A 16,910-nucleotide genomic window follows, 5' to 3' on the forward strand; every position below is an offset into this window, starting at 1 on the left:
GAAATGGAAAGTTAGTAGAGGAGGGCGGTGAGGCGCGAGCGTGTCGGGGGGACGCGGGGATCGTCCTGGCCGACGACCTCGAACAGCTCGAGGATGCGCTCGCGGATGGCGTTGCGCCCGGGGGCTGGCTGGGCCGGAAAGAGGCCGAGCAACCGATCGAAAGCGTCCTCGATGTGGCCGCCGGACAGATCGAGGTCGGCGACCAGAAGTTGGGCGTCGAGATCGTCGGGAGCGGATGCCGCCCCATTGCGAATCTGGTCGATGGTCTTGCCCTGCAGCCGCGCCAGCAGGCTAACCTGGGCCAGTCCGGCCACGGCCATCGTGTCGTTCGGGTTCTGCGCCAGTGCAGTGCGGTATTCGCTCTGGGCGGTGGCGTAGTCGCCGGCCTCGATGGCGGTGTACGCCTCCAGGTGGTGCGGTGGCAACGGCTCATCGACGGCAACGGCCGGCTCGGTGCCGGCGTTCGCGTCGGCGGCCTCGGCCGTGCCGGTCACGCCCTGCTGGGCGGCGAGCTCGAGCACCCGAACGAGCAGCTCCGCGATCTGCTCCTCGCCGAGCGGGCCGTTGAAGAGCTGTACCGGCTGACCGGTGATGACGGCGGCGACCGTGGGCACCGTCCGGACCTGGAACGCCTGAGCGAGTTGCGGATTCGCGTCAATGTCAACGCGGGCCAGCACGAACCGGCCGTCGAGGCCGGTGATGAGCTTCTCGAGCACCGCCAGAAGCTGGGTCGAAGGCTCGCTGCGGGGTGCCCACAGCCCGACGATCACGGGAACGCGGGACGAGAGCTCGAGCAGCTCACCGAAATTGGCGTCCGTGCCGTCGATGACGAGACTCGGAACCATGACGGGGCCGGACGGCGCCGGCGCTCCCCCCACGGGTGCACCGGTCACGGGCGCCCCGTTCGTGGCCACCGGGGGCGCGCCCGTCGGGGCACGGTTCACGAGCGAGGAGAGGTCGACCGCTCCGCGCAGGTTCGATCCGGAAGGGGGCATATTCGTCATGGAAGCTCCGCCGATGTGATGAGGCCCTGGGCAAAGCCCAGAAGCACGATTTTGTCGCTCGAACCGGCCGTGGGCACATAGAACAACAGCTGGTCGCGGTAGGTGTTCGAGAAGCCCTTGGCCGTGGTGGTGATGCCGGAGAGCGCCTTCGTGGCGAGGGCATCGGCCGCCGGACCCACGGTGGCACCGGCATCCACCGGCTTGACCGTTTCGGTCTCGGTCATGCTGACCGCCACGATGCTGCCCGAGTCGTTGGTCGCGAGGGCGACGGCTTCATCGCTGCCCGCGGCAGCCGCGAACTCGATCGACGCGGTCGACGGCAGGGCGGCGATCTTGGCCGCATTCAGGTCGGCGACCTGCACCCGGAAATTATCGCCCTCGCTCTCGAACAGCCCGAAGGAGGGGCTGGCTTCGCCCTGCACCAGGATGTCGGCGTACGCGGCGGCCAATTCATCCGGCGGCAGCAACAGCAACTTGTTGTCGGGAGCGATGGCCGGAGCACCGACGATGGCCGGAGCCACCTTGGGAACGTGCGCCGACTGCTCGAGCGCGAACAGGTAATCCACTTGGTAGTTCGTGCGGGGCGATTCCTGCTTGAGGATGACCGCCATCGTCGGAATGCTGGGGTCGTTTTCATCCTGGATGACGGTCATGACCACCCGCGGCCAGGAATTCGTCTGCTGCGGCAAGGTGAAGGTGAGCGGAGCACCCGCCAGAGCGACGAGCGGCGCCACGGCCGGATCCACGGCGCGAATCTTGTAGTTGGCCAGTCGTTGTTCCAGGGCCGGGCCGGTGAATCGCGTGGCGAGGGTCTCGGTATTCAGGTTCGCATCGGCATCCGCAGTGAGCAGCGAAATTTCGCTCATGATCGTCTCAAGCTGGGAGACGGTCACGGCGGGCGGTGGCAGCTCGGCGGCAGCTTCGACGGAATCGGTGGACTGGGGCGTCGGCGTTGGGGTCGCTGTGGCGGTGTTGGCCGTGCTGAAATCCGGCCACAGATCTGCCGAACAGCCACTCAACGCCAGACCGGAAACCACGATCATGGGAAGGATGGCGACCCGGCGAGCGATTCCTCGCCGTGACGTGATCTGACTGGCCTTGATCGCCTTCGGACGCGGCGCGCGCGGCAACCTGGGCATACGCGGACCGCGCGGAACATTGCGGCGCGGACGACGGGATCGACGCAGATGCAGCAGGGCCAGTAGGTACAACACCAGGCCGGCCAATAGCAGCAAGGCACCACCGGCCAGCAGCGGGCCCGCCCACGGCGTGGAATTGTCGGACGCCCACGATAAACGGATGCTGGCGGGCGCCGGTTCGATTCCGTCCGACGCGACGATCACCGAGATGCCCTCCGGCAGGGTCAGCGTGGTGGTCACGGAGTTCGTGCCGGAGTATTCGTCGAGCCACAGGTCGGAGCCGGCCGGATTCATGATCGCGGCGGCGGCATCCGTTGTGGCGGCATCCGTCCCTGCGCCACCGCCCGTGGCCCCCTCAGAATCGTCGGGCGTGACCGCCGCAGTGATGGTGGAGGTGAGCTCACCGGTTTTCTCGCTCAGGCCGACGGTGGCAAATGAGTCGTCACCGATCCAGGCCGCGACGTCTTCCGACCGCCCGTAGGCCACGAAGATGGGCCCGTCTCCGCGCACGTTGATGGTCTGGCTGCCCGAAGAGGCTGCGAGGGCGCTCGGGTCGATCACGGTGTACTTCGCCGTTCCGGTGACGGTCGAGCTCAGGGACGTGAAAGCGGGCTCGAGCAGGATCGTGCGCTGTGCGATGCCGAGAACGATCATCACGGCAGCAAGAACGAAGGCCGCAATGGCAAGAACAAAACGCACGTATCACCCTTCAGCATTTGAGCTGGTTGGTACTGTTCAGTCACTCTGGCTGACTCACGTGACTGAAAGTCCTCAGACACGGACCTTCTACGTTACTGCGTTCACCTGAAAGGTGCCTAATAGCAGCCGAGGCCCGGCCAGCCGATGATCGGGTATTCGCGACGGCGGCGAGACACTAAAATTGGGGGCGTTCCCCGTCATGCATGATCCATCGAGGGCCGGGGCCCCATCTGTAAGGAGTAAAAGTGTCTGACGACGAAGCTGATTTCACCCAGGTATTTCGCGGCTACGACAAGGACGAGGTGGCCAAGGCTATCCAGTCGCTGCGTCGCGAACTGATTCAAGCGAACACCCAGAACGCCGAGGCCGGCCGCGAGGTCAAACGCCTGGCGGCGCGCATCGACGATCTCAACGCCGAGATCGAAGAGGTTGGAAGCCCCACCTTCTCCGGACTTGGAACCAAGTTGGAGAACACCCTTCGCGTCGCCGAAGAGCAGTCCACTCGCGTCATCGCCCAGGCCGATATCGACGCCGAAAAGCTTCGGGCCGCTACCACTGACGAGGTGCAACTGCTCCGTCACAATGCCCTCGAGCAGGCCGAACGCACCCTGTCCGACGCCGCAGTCAAGGCGCGTCGGGTGCTCGATGACGTCAGGGTCGAAGCGGATGACGTGCGCGCCCGTGCCCAGGACGACCAGGCCCAGATCGTTCAGGATGCGGTTCGCGATGCCTCCCTGATTCGGGGCGCTGTCGCCACCGAGGCTGCGGAAGCCCGTGCCACGGTCAAGCGTGAGGTTGCGGCCATCCGCTCTGAAGCCGATCGTGAAGCGGCAGAAGTACGCGTGGTCGCTCAGCGTGAAGCCACCGAAGCCCGCGAGATCGCGGCCGGTCTGACAAACGAGACCGAACTCACCCGCGCCGAAGTAGCCCTGGAACTCGACCAGCAGCGGGCTGACCTGCAGCGCGAAACCGAGCAGGCCCGCGTCGATCTGGCCGCCGAGACCGACCAGGCCAGAGTCGATCTGGCTCGGGAGTCCGAGCTCGCCCGGCTGGCTGGCGCCCACGAGGCAGACCAGGCGCGCACCCTGCTCGCCGCCGAGATCGAACAGGGGCGCATTGACCTGGCCCGCGAGATCGAACAGGCACACGCAGTGACCGAGGTCGAACGCGAGCAGGCTCAGACCGATCTGGCCCGCGAACTTGATCGCAAGCGTGCCGGTCTGTCCCGCGAGATCGAACAGGGCCGCGCGGCCCTCGCCGCCGAGGTGGAGCAGGCCGCCGCCGACCTGGCCCGCGAGAACCAGCAGGCCCGCATCGACGCCGAGGCCGAGGCCGAGCAGGCCCGCATCGATCTGGAGAACCAGCTCACCGCCACGCGCAAGAAGGGCGAGCACGAAGCTAGCCGTCTGGCCCGGGAGATCGACCAGGCGCGAGCCGACTTCGACGTGGAGCTGAAGGCCCGCCGTGACGAGGCCGAGCAGGAGCACCTCGCCCGGCACCAGGAAGCCGTGGCGCAGGCGCAGAAGTTCCAGCTCGATGCTGCCAAACAGCTCACCGAGACGACCGAGCGTACCGCGGAACTGCGCACGCTCAACGACCAGCTCGATGCTGGCGCTCGCGAAGAGGCCAAAGCCAACAAGGAACTGGCCGAAGAGAGCGCCGCGCGCATTCTCAGCGACGCCCACACCACGGCAACCGCGCTCGTCACCGACGCCACGACACGCTCACGTACCCTCGTTGCCGACGCCGAAGACCGGTTGTCCCAGATTAGGATTGAGCGCGACGCCGTTGCCGGTTATTTTGAAAGCCTACGCAGCGTTTTGACCCAGGCAGAACGGGTCGCAGCCGAGTAATTCCCTATCTTGGAGACGACACGTGAAAATTCAGAACGCCTTTCGATTCGGACTCGTCGGAACCCTGGGCGTAGGCCTGGGCCTGCTGATCATCACCTCGGTGATCACCCTGCAGACGATCATCATCTATGTCGGGGCCGCGCTGTTCATTGCGCTCGGCCTCGACCCGGCGGTCTCCTGGCTGGAGAAGAAGAAGTTCCCGCGCTGGGCGGCCATTCTCATCGTCGTCGCGGGCGTCCTCGGCGTACTCACCGGCGTGATCTTTGCGATCGTGCCAATCATCGTCGACCAGGTCTCCAAGCTGTCCAAGCTCATTCCCGAGCTCGTCACGGCCGTGAACAGCTCAACTTTCCTGAGCGATCTGCAGAAGCAGTTCCCCGGTCTCGACATCACCGAGATCACCAAGACGATCACTAATTTTCTCGGCGGAAACCTCACCAACATCACGGCGACGGTCGTGCAGTCGGGGTTGGCCTTCGTGAACGGGCTGTTCGGCGGGCTCATCATCCTGATTCTCACGCTCTACTTCACGGCCTCGCTGAACAACATGAAACGCGCCACCTACCAGCTGGTTCCCGCGTCCAAGCGGGAACGGTTCACCGACATCAGCGAACAGATCACCACGGCCGTCGGCCGCTACATCGTCGGCCAGGCGGCGTTGGCCTCGGTCAATGGCGTGCTGAGCTTCATCTTTCTGTCGATCATCGGCGCGCCGTTCCCGGCGCTGCTGGCGTTCATCGCCTTCCTGCTTTCGCTGATTCCGCTGGTCGGTACGATCTCCGGTTCGGTCATCATCGTGCTGACCTGCCTGATTCCCGAGATCGGCAGTTCTCCGCAGACCGCGCTGGCCGCGGCGATCTACTACCTCATCTATATGCAGGTCGAGGCATACGTACTCAGCCCCAACATCATGAACCGGGCCGTCTCTGTGCCGGGCGCGGTCGTCGTGATCGCGGCTCTGGCCGGCGGCAGCCTGCTCGGCATTCTCGGTGCCCTGATCGCGATCCCGGTGGCCGCTTCGGTCATCATGATCGTCAAACAGGTCGTCATCCCCCGCCAGAACGAACTCTGACGCCCGACGACCTGCCTCAGGAGTCAGCGGGCAGCGGCGCGGTCCACTCGGTCGGCAACGGCAGTGCGCCGGGGTTGATGGTGGCGACGATCTCGGTGAGCACCCGACGGGTCAGATTCTCGCCCACCCAGAGGTGCTTGCCACCCTCGACGGCGACCAGACGCATACCGGGCACGCTGGCGAACCGCAGGCGGGCGGCATCCGGTCGCAGGTAGTCGTCGAACTCGGGGATCAACGCGACCAGTTCGCGTTCGTTGCCGGCCCACGCTGCCAGCTCTTCGTTGGTCGTGCGGTGCAGCGGCGGTGACAGCAGGATGGCCCCGCGGATGGGATGCTCCAGGCCGTACTTGAGGGCCAGTTCGGTGCCGAAGGACCAGCCGACCAGCCAGGGATTGGGAAGGTGGCGTTCGGCGACGAAAGTCATTGCCGCGGCGACATCGGCCCGTTCGGTGAAGCCATGACCGAAATCACCCTCGCTGGTGCCGCGCGGCGATGACGTGCCGCGGGTGTTGAAGCGCAGCACGGCCAGATCGGCCAGGGCTGGCAGCCGGTTGGCGGCCTTTCGCAGAATGTGCGAGTCCATGAAGCCGCCGGCGGTGGGCAGCGGATGCAGCGTCACGAGTGTCGCTACCGGCGCACGATCCACCGGGGTCGCCAGCTCGCCCACCAGGGTGAGGCCGTCGCTGGTGCGCAGCTCGATGTGTTCGATGGTGGCGGGCAGTTCGATGCCACCACGAATATCAACCAGCACGGGTTCTCCTGAACTTTCGCGGGTCATTTGATCTTCCAACAGTGGGTGTGCCAGTGCCGCCGGTTGGAGAGGTCGGCGTTGTCGCCGAGCACTCCATCCCCGCGCCAGGTGACGATATGAGCGGTGCCGGGAAGGATTCCCTGGGTGCATCCCGGGCACAGATACGTTTTGACCGCCTGCTTGGCGGGAACCGGCTGCACGTGCCAAAGGCCGTCCCGCCGCACCTCACTGCGCCGCCACCCCGCGAGCAGATGATTCAGGTCAACGGCTTCATCGTCATCGACCGGCTGCTGGGCTTTGCGGCCTCGGGGTCGATTGCTGCGCGCCATGATTCCAGTCTAAAGTGCGCACCTGGCGCCGCTCGACAGCCGAAGTGCGGCTAGTACCAGCCCGAGGCCTGCGACTTCGCCCACGCGCCGCAGGGGGTGCCGTAGCGCCCGGTGATGTAACCCAGGCCCCATTCGATCTGCGTTCCGGCATTGGTGGCCCAGTCCTCGCCCGCCGTGGCCATTTTGGAGCCGGGGAGCGCCTGCGGAATCCCATAGGCTCCGCTCGAACCGTTCTGGGCGTTGACGCGCCAGCCAGATTCCTTCTGCCAGAGCGAGACGAGGCAGTTGTACTGGTCTTCGCCCCAGCCGCGAGCGGCAACGGCGTCGTAGGCGTAGGCCTGGGCCGAGCCGGGATCGGGCACGGCGGCAGAGGGGGCGGTGAAGCTCTGCGTTTTCTTTTCGACCGCGACGACAACGGGCACCGGTTGGGGCTTCTCGGTAACGGCATAGCCGTCGCGGGTAATGGTGTTGGCGTAGCTGCCGGCGACGAGAACGGCCTGGGCCGGCCCAGTATCGGTCGTGCTGCCGGCTATCTGAAAATACGGTGACGCCGTAGCGCCGGAGTAGGGGTCGACCACGGTGACGAGCACGAACGCACAGGCGGCGGTGAAGCCGAACATGAAGTGCGCGGGCTTCACCCGGCGTCGGGTACGACGAACTTTCGGCCGGGCCGCGGCCGGGACAGTGTCGATAACTTGCAGATGCCTACCCATTAGTAGACGACCTTAGCTGACAAATTAGGTAACGACCAAGTAACGGCGGTCAAATCAGCGGACCGCGAGCATGACGTCGACGACGCTGTCGAGCACGAGGTCCACCTGCGCTTCCCGGTATCCGCCCCGTTCAGGGCGAAAAACGGCGGTGCGAACCTCGTCAACGGTGAGCTCGCGACCGTCTTGAAAATACTTCACCAATTTGTTCGCGAGGCGGTCGACATCCACTCGTTTATAGCCAACCGCAAGCACACTGGTGCGGGTGAAACGGTGCCCGGGGGTGCGGCTGAGTCGGGCCACGATCACGTCGGCGGTGCCCTCGGCGTCAGCCATCCAGGCCTGCTCGCCCCGGTCGTGCGTCGCCTGATCGCGTTCCCGAGCCGCAAAGGCGTCTTCGAGCCGCTCCAGCGCCGCGTCGACGTGTTCGGGTGAGTATCCGCCCTTGTGCATGGCGAAGGCGGTGTGACGGATCCCCTCGGCCGTCAATGCTGCACCGGTGCGGGCAGCTTCCGCCTCGGCCTTCTCCGCGACAATCGCGTGGATGGCCTCGGTCCCGTCGGCGGCGCCGGCTTCGTCGTCCGTGGTCGGCGGCGGCGTGGTGACGGTCTCGGTGTCGGCAGTCTCGGTGCCGGCGGCGATCTCGTCGACGGACTCCACGACACCGGTATCGGCATCGAGGTCGTCGCCCGGGTGGTCAGGCTGGTCGTACGCGCGTCGGGCTGCGGCCAGGAACGCGTCGACCTGGGAGACGTTGTAGCCGAGAGACTTCTTGACCACTCGGGGAAATATGGTGCTCATAGCCTCATTGTCTCGTACGAAGTTCGTGGGAAAAGAATCGGCCCGGCTCATGCGAAGACCAGGTAGAGCGCGTAGGCGGCAGCGGCCGACGGCAGGATCGAGTCGAGCCGGTCCAGAAAGCCGCCGTGCCCTGGCAGCCACGAGCTCATGTCTTTGATGCCGAGGTCACGCTTGATCAGTGATTCGGCCAGGTCGCCGAAGGTGGCGGTGAGCAGAATGACAGCGCCGAACACCAGTCCGAACCACCACGGCTGCTGGAGCATGAAGATCGACAGCAGCACACCAGCGATCATGCAGATCAGGCCGGCCCCGATGAAGCCTTCCCAGGTCTTCTTGGGGCTGATCGACGGTGCCATCGGGTGCTTGCCGAAGTTGAGGCCGCTGACGTAGGCTCCCGTGTCGGCAGAGATAACCAGGATCAGAAAGGCGAGCGTCCACCACTGTCCGTGGTCCTGGGCCACGAGCAGCACGGCGAAACTCGCGAGAAAGACCACGTAGACCTGAATCAGGATGCCGCCGCCCACGTCGCCAACGATGGATCGGGCCGAGGCGCGATGTGACGGAATGACCAGCAGTGCCAGACGCCACAGGCCGATCAGCACGATGCCGCCGAGCATGACCAGCCATTGGCCGGTTGCCCCGCCATAGAACGCGGCCGGAACGATCGCGATGGCCGAGATGATCACGGGGATGCGCGGAACGTTGCGTCCGGCATGCCGCAGGGCCTGGGCCAGCTCGAACGCACAGAAACCGACGATCACGACGGCGAAGATCATGAAGAGCTGTTTGATGATGATGAGGCTCACCAGCATGGAGCCGCCGAGCACCAGTCCGATCAGGATGGCCAGAATGAGGTTGCGCCCAGTACGCGCTTCGATGCGTTCGTTGGCCTGGTCGAGTTGAGCCCGTGTGGCCTGCACCTGGCGTTCAAAATCGGCCTTGGTGGTTTGCACCTGGCGTTCGAAATCAGCGCGCGTGGTTTTCACTTGCGCCCGGAACTCGGCGCGACTGACGCCGCGACCGCGTTTGTGCGGCTGGTCATTCTCCGGTTTCTCGGTCATCTGAAGCTCCTAGATTTCGAGGAGTTCGGCTTCCTTGCGCTTGAAGGCGTCGTCGATGCCGTCCACGTGGCTCTTGGTGATCAGCTCGAGTTCCTTCTCGGCACGACCGACCTCGTCGTCGCCGACCTCGCTCTTGAGGGCGTCGAGTTCATCCTTGGCCTTGCGGCGAATGTTGCGCACCGAGATGCGGGCATCCTCTGCTTTGGCCTTGACGATCTTCACGAACTCCTTGCGGCGTTCCGTGGTGAGTTCGGGCAGGGTGGCGCGAATGGTGGTGCCGTCGTTGCCGACGTTGGCACCCAGGTTCGGGGTGTCGCGAATGGCGATTTCGATGTCGCGCAGCGCTGCCTTGTCATACGGGCCGATCAGCATGGTGCGTGCTTCCTGGTTCTGCAGCGACGCGAGCTGTTCGAGCGGCGTCAGGGTGCCGTAGTAGCTCACCAGAATTTTCGCGAACATTTGCGGGTTGGCTCGCCCGGTGCGCACGGTACCAAAGTCGTCTTTGGCGGCCTCGAGGGCCCGGTTCATGCGCGCAGTGGCGTCGGAAAGAACATCCGCGATCACGGTGACTCCTTTATTGGTGGTGGAACAATTCTAGTTGGAGACGCGAGTGCCCAGATCGGTGCCGAGGATGGCTGCGGTCACGTTGCCCTCCGGCGCCATGCCGAAGACCTGCATGGGCATGTGGTTGTCCATGCACAGGCTGAAGGCGGTGGAGTCGACCACTTTGAGGCCGCGCTGCAGGGCTTCCAGGTAGGTGATGTGGTGAATCTTTTGGGCGTCGGGGTTGGTGCGGGGGTCGTCGGAATAGACGCCGTCAACGCCGTTCTTGGCCACCAGCACGACGTCGGCGTCGATTTCGAGGGCGCGCTGCGCGGCGACGGTGTCGGTGGAGAAGTAGGGCAGTCCGGCGCCGGCACCGAAGATGACGACGCGGCCCTTCTCCAGGTGGCGTTCGGCGCGCCGCGGAATGTACTGCTCGGCCACCTGGGTCATCGAGATGGCGGACTGTACGCGCGTTTCGGCGCCGGCCTGTTCGAGAAAGTCCTGCAGGGCCAGGGCGTTCATGACAGTGCCGAGCATACCCATGTAGTCGGCGCGGCCGCGGTCCATGCCGCGCTGGGAGAGCTCGGCACCGCGAAAGAAGTTTCCGCCGCCGACCACGATGGCCACCTCGACCTGCTTGGCGCCCTCGGCGATTTCACGGGCCAACGAACTCACGACATCCGGATTGACGCCGACGGCGCCACCGCCGAAGGCCTCACCGGAGAGTTTGAGGAGCACCCGTCGTTTCTTGACGACCGCGGTCGGGCTGGTGTGGGTCGTGGGCGAGCTGGCCGTGTCAGTCATGTCGTGCGGGGCCTTCCGAGAGGGAGTGTTACCAAACTACCAAGTGCACGCGCGTACCCCAGCGGGGGCACACACACAAACGGAGGTCGGATTGCTTTCGCAATCCGACCTCCGACATTTATTGTTAGGCGCCGACCTTGAACCGGGCGAAGCCCGACACTGTCAGTTTTGCATCGTCCAGAACCTTCGCAACGGACACCTTGTTGTCCTTGGCGTAGTCCTGTTCGAGCAGGGCGACCTGCTTGAGATACGCCTTGACGCGTCCCTCAACGATCTTGGGCAGTGCCGCTTCCGGTTTGCCCTCGTTCTTCGAGATCTCGGTGACGATCTTGCGCTCAGTCTCCACCAGATCGGCCGGAACGTCGCTCGCTGCGAGGTACTCGGGGTTGGCAAACGATATGTGCTGGGCCACGCTGCGCGCGGTCTCCACATCGGTGCCGGAGAAGCCCAGAACAACGCCGACCTGCGGGGGCAGGTCCTTGCTGGTCTTGTGCAGGTAGATCGAGAACGACTCGCCGGTGACGGCCGCAACACGGCGAAGTTCGAACTTCTCGCCGATGATTGCGGCTTCGCCGTCGATGAGCTCGGCAACGGTCTGGGTTCCAGCGGATGCTGCCAGTCCGGCCTCAACCGTGGTCGCGCCAGCGGCGGCGATCGCGTCGAGAACCTTGTCGGCCAGAACGACGAACTTGTCGCCCTTAGCGACAAAGTCGGTCTCGCAGGCGAGTTCGATCATGTACGCGGTCGTGCCGATTTCCTTGGCGGCGACGAGTCCCTCAGAGGTGGAACGGTCAGCGCGCTTGGCGTTGCCCTTGGCACCCTTGAGACGCAGGATCTCGATGGCCTTGTCCATGTCGCCGTCAGCTTCAACGAGGGCATTTTTGGTGTCGACCATTCCGGTGCCGAGGTTCTCGCGAAGAGCCTTGACGTTTTCGAGTGTGAAGTTTGCCATACCGGGTTCCTTACTTGGTCTCGTCGGTTGGGACGGTCTCGTCGGCAACCGGAGCGACGGCAGCCAGAACGGCGGCAACGTCGGCGTCGGCGACTGCATCGGCGATGGTGGGCTCTGCAACGACGGCCTCGTCGGCCACGACGGTAGCGTCGGCAACCTTCTCGGTCTCGGCAGAGGACTGCGCGGGGGTGGTCTCGACGTCGGACGCCTGGAGCAGTTCAGCTTCCCACGCGGCGAGGGGCTCAACTTCGGCCTCCGGCTTGGCGTGGCGCTGGATCAGGCCCTCGGCTGCGGCGTCCGCGATGATGCGGGTCAGCAGCCCAACGGAGCGAATGGCGTCGTCGTTGCCCGGGATCGGGTACTGCACGTCGTCGGGGTCGCAGTTGGTGTCGAGGATGGCGATAACCGGGATGCCAAGCTTGCGCGCCTCGTCAATGGCGAGGTGCTCCTTGTTGGTGTCGACAACCCACAGGGCAGACGGGGTCTTCGTGAGGTTGCGGATTCCGCCGAGGCTCTTGTGCAGCTTGACGAGTTCGCGCTTCTTGATGAGCATTTCCTTCTTCGTGAAACCGCTCTTGGCGGTGTCTTCGAAGTCGAGCTCTTCGAGTTCTTTCATGCGGGCCAGACGCTTGGAAACGGTCTGGAAGTTGGTGAGAAGTCCACCGAGCCAACGCTGGTTGACGTACGGCTGGCCCACGCGCTGCGCCTGCTCCGAGATGGATTCCTGGGCCTGCTTCTTGGTGCCGACGAAGAGGATGGTGCCGCCGTGGGCAACCGTCTCCTTGACGAAGTCATAGGCCTTGTCAACGAAACCGAGCGACTGCTGCAGGTCGATGATGTAGATGCCGGAACGCTCGGTGAAGATGAAGCGCTTCATCTTCGGGTTCCAACGGCGGGTCTGGTGCCCGAAGTGCACGCCGCTGTCGAGCAGCTGGCGGATTGTTACGACGGCCATGTGCCGTACTCCTGTTCTGATGCAGGCCTCGAGAGGCCCCACCAATCGGTTTGTGCGATGATCGGTCGATCATCACTCCTGGTGCCCGGCACATGTCCGCCCTGTTCACGCTGGTTACTCGTGAGACGGGACCGATTGGACATGGCGGCCAAATGGGCACGCGTAGTCAGCGCACAAAGCGCTGCTGGGGATAGCGTATCACCGACGGGAGTGCTCGGGCGACCGTGCCGTGTGACCGGCTCCTCCACAGGACCTGACCTCTGGAGATGTACACCAATGCAGCCGAGGCCCGGCGGTTGCCGGAGCCCGGCGGCAGGGTGGAGGCATGCAGAATCTGCGCGCGCTGGCGGCATCCGCTCTCGTTACTGTGATCGTCGTGTTTGGTGCTGGGCCGGCGTCGGACGCCGTGTCAGCCGGGACTTCGTCGTCAGCCGCAGCGACCACAACGGATGCTTGGCGTTGGCCGCTCGCGGAACCCCACCGGTTGATCCGGGGGTTTGTGGCGCCGGAATCACAGTATGCGGGCGGCCATCGCGGGATCGATCTGGCGGCCGCGGCGAACGAGAAGGTCTTTGCGGCCCACGATGGCGTGGTGTCCTTTGCGGGCCGAGTCGTCGATCGGTCGGTGCTGTCGATCATGCAGCCGAACGATGTGATCACGACGGTCGAGCCGGTGGACGCCGTAGTCGCTGTGGGCGATCATGTTCGGGCCGGGCAGCTGATCGGCATCGTCGCGAGCGGCGGTCATTGCCCGCCCGGGTGCCTGCACTTCGGTGTTCGTCAGCACGGCTGGTACGTGTCGCCATTACTCTTCCTGGGGACTGTGCCGCGCGCGGTGTTGTTGCCCGCCGTGCCATGACCGCGACTGGGTCATGCGGTCAGGCGCGGGGGTGGGCGAGTCCGTAGCTGGCTTTGAGGCGTTCCGCCGAGACGTGGGTGTAGATCTGGGTGGTACCGAGGCTGACGTGACCGAGCAGTTCCTGTACGGCGCGCAGGTCGGCTCCGCCGTCGAGCAGGTGGGTGGCAGCGGTGTGGCGCAGGGCGTGCGGTCCGGCCGGGCCGGTGCCGCCGATTGCGTCGAGGAGGGCAGCAACGAGGCGATAGACCCCGCGCACGCCGAGGCGCTGGCCTTTGCGGCCCAGGAACAACGCGACGGTATTGGGCGCCGTCGCGCTGTTGGGCGGCGCTCCAGCTTGTGCAAGCAGCGCCGGCCGGGCTTGGCGCAGGTACTCGACGAGGGCGCGTTTTGCCGGCACCCCGAACGGAACCACGCGTTCCTTGGCGCCCTTGCCGGTGACCCGCACGGTCAGCCGATCCAGGTCAACGTCGGGCAGATCGAGACCCACGAGCTCGGAGACGCGCAGCGCCGAGGCGTAGAGCAGCTCGACAATCGCGAGATCGCGCAGTGCGAGCGCCTCTCCACCACTGGCGCGCGCCGCCAAGAGATCGAGCAGATCGGTCATCTGGGTGTGGGTGATGACCCGCGGCAGGGTGCGCCCCGGCTTCGGCGAGCGCAGGCGGGCCGCCGGGTCGGCGCTGTCGTCATGGCTGCGCGCCAGCCACGCGGTGAAGCTGCGCGCCGACGCCGACCGGCGAGCCAGGGTGGCCCGGGCCAGGCCGGCCTGGGTGGCCGCCCAGAGCCATTCCCGCAGCAGTTCGAGACTGAGGTCAGCGGATGCCTCGACGCCCCGGTCGCCGGCAAACCCGGCCAGTTGGTTCAGGTCGGTGCGGTAGGCCCGCAGCGTGTGCACCGAGTAGCCGCGCTCAGCGCTGAGGTAGCGCAGAAACTCGTCGATGTCGTTGTTCAGCTCCACCCTGTGGTTCCCTTCACTGCTGGCGAGAAAAGGCCTCCCGGCGGCCTTCGGGGGTGAGCACAGCCAGCTGATCGACATAGGCAGCGGGAAAGTGCGTGACGGCGACGAACTCTCCGATCGGCAGCTGGGAGTGCGTGATCTGGTCGGTGTAGACGTGCACGAGGTTGAGCGTCTGAGCGCCGTTCACCCCGGTGAGTTCACGGTCGGGGGCGCCGAGGTCCATCGTGTAGCAGGTCGCAGCCGCGACCGATACCGGGATACCGGCGAACAGACCCTGGGTGGAATAGTGCAGGTGCCCGCCGAGGATGGCCCGCACATCACTGCCCGCCAGTACGGCGGCCAGTCGCGGCTGGTCCTGCAGTTCGAGCACGCTCATCAACGGCAGCGGGGTGGGTATCGGCGGGTGGTGCAGGGCCAGAATTGACCCGCGCGGGGACGGCGTTGACAGAATCGCGCGCAGCCATTCGAGCTGGTCATCGGTGATCTCGCCGTGGTGATAGCCCGGAACGCTCGTGTCGAGGACGATGATGCGCAGGCCATCGAGGTCGTGCACTTGATCGACGGGGGCCTGATCGACGGGCTCCCCAACGCCGCCCGACTGCGTCTCGCCGAGAAGCTCGGCACGAAACGGTTCGCGCTGATCGTGGTTTCCCATCACCCAGACGATCGCCGCCCCCCATTGCGCGGCTGCAGCCTCAACGATGCCGCGAATGCGGCGGTAGGCATCCGCTTCGCCGCGATCGGCCACGTCACCGGTGAGGATGAACGCGTCGGGGCGAATGCCCGAGCGGTGCAGCTGCTCGAAGGCACGATGCACGGTCTGGTCGGTGTCGACGGCTCCGTAGAGCGTCGCGCCGTCGCGCAGAAAATGGGTGTCACTGACATGCACCAGAATTTTCTCGGCGGGCGCGTACTGACCCAGCTGCACGGCTGCCATGAATCACCTTTCGTCGGTCTTCAGACTACGGGCAGCCACCGACAGCCGTGTCAGAACACCGGCAGCACCGACACCGTGTTGTCGTCGTAATTGGTGATGCCCACCTTGCTGCCGTCGGGGGTGACCGCGAGGCTCGTCGGGGTATGCCCGACCGGGATGCGACTGAGCACCCGGTTGGTGGCGGTACTGATCGTGACGATGGTGTTGTTCTCGGTCGACAGCACGTAGAGTTTCGTTCCGTCTGGACTCACCGTCAGGGCGCCGGGGGCGGTGATGGCGATGCTGGCCCGCACCCGATTCGTGGCGGTGTCGATGACTTCCACGGCATTGGACGGCCCGGTGAGCAGGTCGCGTCCGAGGCTGGCGTAGACCGTCTTACCGTCGGGTGATGGTGCCGACGCGATCGGCGGGTGCGAGGTGTTGAACTCCTGCAGCGGTCCCTGGGGCGCGGCCGTGTCAATGATCAGCACGCCGTAGTCGTCGCCGTTGCTCAGGTAGACCTTCTTTCGATCAGCGCTCGGAGTGAGTTCACCGACCGGGGCACCGGTGAAGATCGGCTCGGCGAGCGAGCGGGTGGCGATGGTCGCCACAGTGATATCGAACAGTGAGGGCGAACCGCCGATGTAGAGCGATTTGCCGTCGGGGGTGGCCACGAGGTCACCGCAGGCGCCGGCCTGGAAGGAGTAGGCGACCGTGTTTGTGGCAATGTTGAGGGCGTAGATCTTTTCGTCGCTGCAGGTGCTCACGAACACCTGTTTCTGGTTGGTAGACACTGCGAGAGCTCGGGGGGTGCCGCCCAGCGGAACGGTGGCGATGACTGTGCCGGTGGCCGTGTCGATCACCGAGACCGTACGCGCGCCGGCGTTGGCGACGTACGCCCAGCGGCCGTTTTTCGTCACGATGAGCTCGCGCGGGTTGGCACCGACGGCGATCGTGGCCGGAGCGACGGGCTTGGTCGACGCGCTCGTCTTCGAGACCGTCTGATACCCGGTCTTGGTGCCGGTGACGGTCACGGTGACGCGCTTGCCCACCTGGGTGTTGGAGGGCGTGAAAGTGGATGCCGTGGCGCCCGATACCGCCACACCGTTCACCTTCCAGCGGTAGGACAGCGTTACCGGAGCCGGTTTCCAGGTGCCCGGCGAGGCGGTCAGCCGCCGACCGGCCTGCGGTACACCGCTGATGGTGGGAATCGGCGTTGCGGTCAACTGGCTGGCTGCGGGCTGAATCGCGGTCGGCTGGCTCATCGTGCGGGGCGCGCTGGTCGCGGGGTTTGCGAGCGCCGCCGGAGCGGAGGCCAGGACGGCCGCTCCAACGGCGAGAACGGTGAGTGCGAAGCCGAGGCCTCGACGTTGGACGGCTACTGGTGCGCTCATGACATCCACTTCTCTGAAAATTCTGACAGTCGACAGGGTGGGGCAATTGGCGATGTTGCGGGTTACAGTAGCCCCGTCACCGACCGGCGACAAGGGCGCATGGGCGGGCT

17 protein-coding genes are annotated in these 16,910 nt (G+C 65.3%); 3 read left to right on the forward strand and 14 right to left on the reverse strand.

Going from position 1 to position 16,910, the window contains the following annotated elements; all coding sequences use genetic code 11:
* Positions 1–11: 11 nt before the first annotated feature.
* Positions 12–1,004, reverse strand: coding sequence for a tetratricopeptide repeat protein (locus CXY78_RS04260; RefSeq protein ID WP_092341166.1), 993 nt, complete (start codon positions 1,002–1,004; stop codon positions 12–14).
* Complete coding sequence (locus tag CXY78_RS04265; RefSeq protein WP_104088224.1) at positions 1,001–2,842, reverse strand: hypothetical protein; 1,842 nt, start codon at positions 2,840–2,842, stop codon at positions 1,001–1,003. The genes CXY78_RS04260 and CXY78_RS04265 overlap by 4 nt, the downstream gene beginning before the upstream one ends.
* A 245-nt stretch (positions 2,843–3,087) precedes the next feature.
* On the opposite strand from CXY78_RS04265, the gene CXY78_RS04270 reads away from it, so the two are divergent.
* Together CXY78_RS04270 and CXY78_RS04275 are read left to right on the forward strand one after the other, a co-directional pair.
* A complete protein-coding gene (locus CXY78_RS04270) occupies positions 3,088–4,695 on the forward strand; it encodes a hypothetical protein (protein WP_092341168.1) in 1,608 nt (535 codons plus the stop codon).
* A gap of 22 nt (positions 4,696–4,717) precedes the next feature.
* Positions 4,718–5,767, forward strand: coding sequence for an AI-2E family transporter (locus tag CXY78_RS04275; protein ID WP_092341169.1), 1,050 nt, complete (start codon positions 4,718–4,720; stop codon positions 5,765–5,767).
* A gap of 16 nt (positions 5,768–5,783) precedes the next feature.
* On the opposite strand, the gene CXY78_RS04280 is transcribed toward CXY78_RS04275, so the two are convergent.
* The 9 genes from CXY78_RS04280 to rpsB form a co-directional block, all read right to left on the reverse strand.
* Complete coding sequence (locus tag CXY78_RS04280) at positions 5,784–6,545, reverse strand: alpha/beta hydrolase (protein WP_104088225.1); 762 nt, start codon at positions 6,543–6,545, stop codon at positions 5,784–5,786.
* Positions 6,542–6,847 carry a hypothetical protein gene (locus tag CXY78_RS04285; protein WP_092341171.1) on the reverse strand — a complete coding sequence of 102 codons (306 nt, stop codon included), beginning with the start codon at positions 6,845–6,847 and terminating at the stop codon, positions 6,542–6,544. The genes CXY78_RS04280 and CXY78_RS04285 overlap by 4 nt, the downstream gene beginning before the upstream one ends.
* A gap of 50 nt (positions 6,848–6,897) precedes the next feature.
* Positions 6,898–7,560 carry a lytic transglycosylase domain-containing protein gene (locus CXY78_RS21535; protein ID WP_233197229.1) on the reverse strand — a complete coding sequence of 221 codons (663 nt, stop codon included), beginning with the start codon at positions 7,558–7,560 and terminating at the stop codon, positions 6,898–6,900.
* Between the two features lie 54 nt (positions 7,561–7,614).
* A complete protein-coding gene (locus CXY78_RS04295) occupies positions 7,615–8,358 on the reverse strand; it encodes a DivIVA domain-containing protein (RefSeq protein ID WP_104088227.1) in 744 nt (247 codons plus the stop codon).
* A gap of 47 nt (positions 8,359–8,405) precedes the next feature.
* Complete coding sequence (locus CXY78_RS04300; protein WP_104088228.1) at positions 8,406–9,419, reverse strand: phosphatidate cytidylyltransferase; 1,014 nt, start codon at positions 9,417–9,419, stop codon at positions 8,406–8,408.
* Positions 9,420–9,428: 9 nt separating this feature from the next.
* The gene (gene frr, locus CXY78_RS04305; RefSeq protein ID WP_092108831.1) at positions 9,429–9,983 is read right to left on the reverse strand and encodes a ribosome recycling factor; all 555 of its coding nucleotides are present in this window, start codon (positions 9,981–9,983) and stop codon (positions 9,429–9,431) included.
* A gap of 30 nt (positions 9,984–10,013) precedes the next feature.
* The gene (pyrH, locus tag CXY78_RS04310) at positions 10,014–10,769 is read right to left on the reverse strand and encodes a UMP kinase (RefSeq protein ID WP_092341174.1); all 756 of its coding nucleotides are present in this window, start codon (positions 10,767–10,769) and stop codon (positions 10,014–10,016) included.
* A gap of 124 nt (positions 10,770–10,893) precedes the next feature.
* On the reverse strand, positions 10,894–11,721 hold the full coding sequence (tsf, locus tag CXY78_RS04315) for a translation elongation factor Ts (RefSeq protein ID WP_092341175.1): 828 nt from the start codon (positions 11,719–11,721) through the stop codon (positions 10,894–10,896).
* A gap of 10 nt (positions 11,722–11,731) precedes the next feature.
* Entirely contained in the window at positions 11,732–12,676 is a 945-nt protein-coding gene (gene rpsB, locus CXY78_RS04320) for a 30S ribosomal protein S2 (RefSeq protein WP_092341176.1), read from the reverse strand.
* Positions 12,677–13,001: 325 nt separating this feature from the next.
* Between rpsB and CXY78_RS04325 the strand changes: the two genes are divergently transcribed.
* Positions 13,002–13,535 (forward strand): M23 family metallopeptidase, encoded by a 534-nt coding sequence (locus CXY78_RS04325; RefSeq protein WP_104088230.1) that lies wholly within the window; start codon positions 13,002–13,004, stop codon positions 13,533–13,535.
* A gap of 19 nt (positions 13,536–13,554) precedes the next feature.
* Here the strand turns inward: CXY78_RS04325 and CXY78_RS04330 are convergent, their stop codons facing one another.
* Genes CXY78_RS04330 through CXY78_RS04340 form a run of 3 tightly spaced genes read right to left on the reverse strand, consistent with a single transcriptional unit; the run spans position 13,555 to position 16,800 of the window.
* Positions 13,555–14,490: a tyrosine recombinase XerC gene (locus CXY78_RS04330; RefSeq protein WP_233197230.1), complete on the reverse strand. Its 936-nt coding sequence runs from the start codon at positions 14,488–14,490 to the stop codon at positions 13,555–13,557.
* Positions 14,491–14,503: 13 nt separating this feature from the next.
* The gene (locus tag CXY78_RS04335; RefSeq protein ID WP_092341179.1) at positions 14,504–15,427 is read right to left on the reverse strand and encodes a phosphodiesterase; all 924 of its coding nucleotides are present in this window, start codon (positions 15,425–15,427) and stop codon (positions 14,504–14,506) included.
* Positions 15,428–15,477: 50 nt separating this feature from the next.
* On the reverse strand, positions 15,478–16,800 hold the full coding sequence (locus CXY78_RS04340; protein WP_140425654.1) for a YncE family protein: 1,323 nt from the start codon (positions 16,798–16,800) through the stop codon (positions 15,478–15,480).
* Between the last annotated feature and the right edge of the window lie 110 nt (positions 16,801–16,910).

The sequence above is a fragment of the Cryobacterium sp. N19 genome, from assembly GCF_002929595.1.
GTDB lineage: Bacteria > Actinomycetota > Actinomycetes > Actinomycetales > Microbacteriaceae > Cryobacterium > Cryobacterium flavum.

What these genes read in the sequence shown, in the direction of transcription:
- rpsB (WP_092341176.1), bottom strand. Translation starts at nt 12,676, where the DNA reads ATGGCCGTCGTAACAATCCGCCAGCTGCTCGACAGCGGCGTGCACTTC.
- CXY78_RS04295 (WP_104088227.1), bottom strand. Translation starts at nt 8,358, where the DNA reads ATGAGCACCATATTTCCCCGAGTGGTCAAGAAGTCTCTCGGCTACAAC.
- tsf (WP_092341175.1), bottom strand. Translation starts at nt 11,721, where the DNA reads ATGGCAAACTTCACACTCGAAAACGTCAAGGCTCTTCGCGAGAACCTC.
- CXY78_RS04300 (WP_104088228.1), bottom strand. Translation starts at nt 9,419, where the DNA reads ATGACCGAGAAACCGGAGAATGACCAGCCGCACAAACGCGGTCGCGGC.
- CXY78_RS04325 (WP_104088230.1), top strand. Translation starts at nt 13,002, where the DNA reads ATGCAGAATCTGCGCGCGCTGGCGGCATCCGCTCTCGTTACTGTGATC.
- CXY78_RS21535 (WP_233197229.1), bottom strand. Translation starts at nt 7,560, where the DNA reads ATGGGTAGGCATCTGCAAGTTATCGACACTGTCCCGGCCGCGGCCCGG.
- CXY78_RS04285 (WP_092341171.1), bottom strand. Translation starts at nt 6,847, where the DNA reads ATGGCGCGCAGCAATCGACCCCGAGGCCGCAAAGCCCAGCAGCCGGTC.
- CXY78_RS04260 (WP_092341166.1), bottom strand. Translation starts at nt 1,004, where the DNA reads ATGACGAATATGCCCCCTTCCGGATCGAACCTGCGCGGAGCGGTCGAC.
- pyrH (WP_092341174.1), bottom strand. Translation starts at nt 10,769, where the DNA reads ATGACTGACACGGCCAGCTCGCCCACGACCCACACCAGCCCGACCGCG.
- CXY78_RS04340 (WP_140425654.1), bottom strand. Translation starts at nt 16,800, where the DNA reads ATGAGCGCACCAGTAGCCGTCCAACGTCGAGGCCTCGGCTTCGCACTC.
- CXY78_RS04335 (WP_092341179.1), bottom strand. Translation starts at nt 15,427, where the DNA reads ATGGCAGCCGTGCAGCTGGGTCAGTACGCGCCCGCCGAGAAAATTCTG.
- CXY78_RS04280 (WP_104088225.1), bottom strand. Translation starts at nt 6,545, where the DNA reads ATGACCCGCGAAAGTTCAGGAGAACCCGTGCTGGTTGATATTCGTGGT.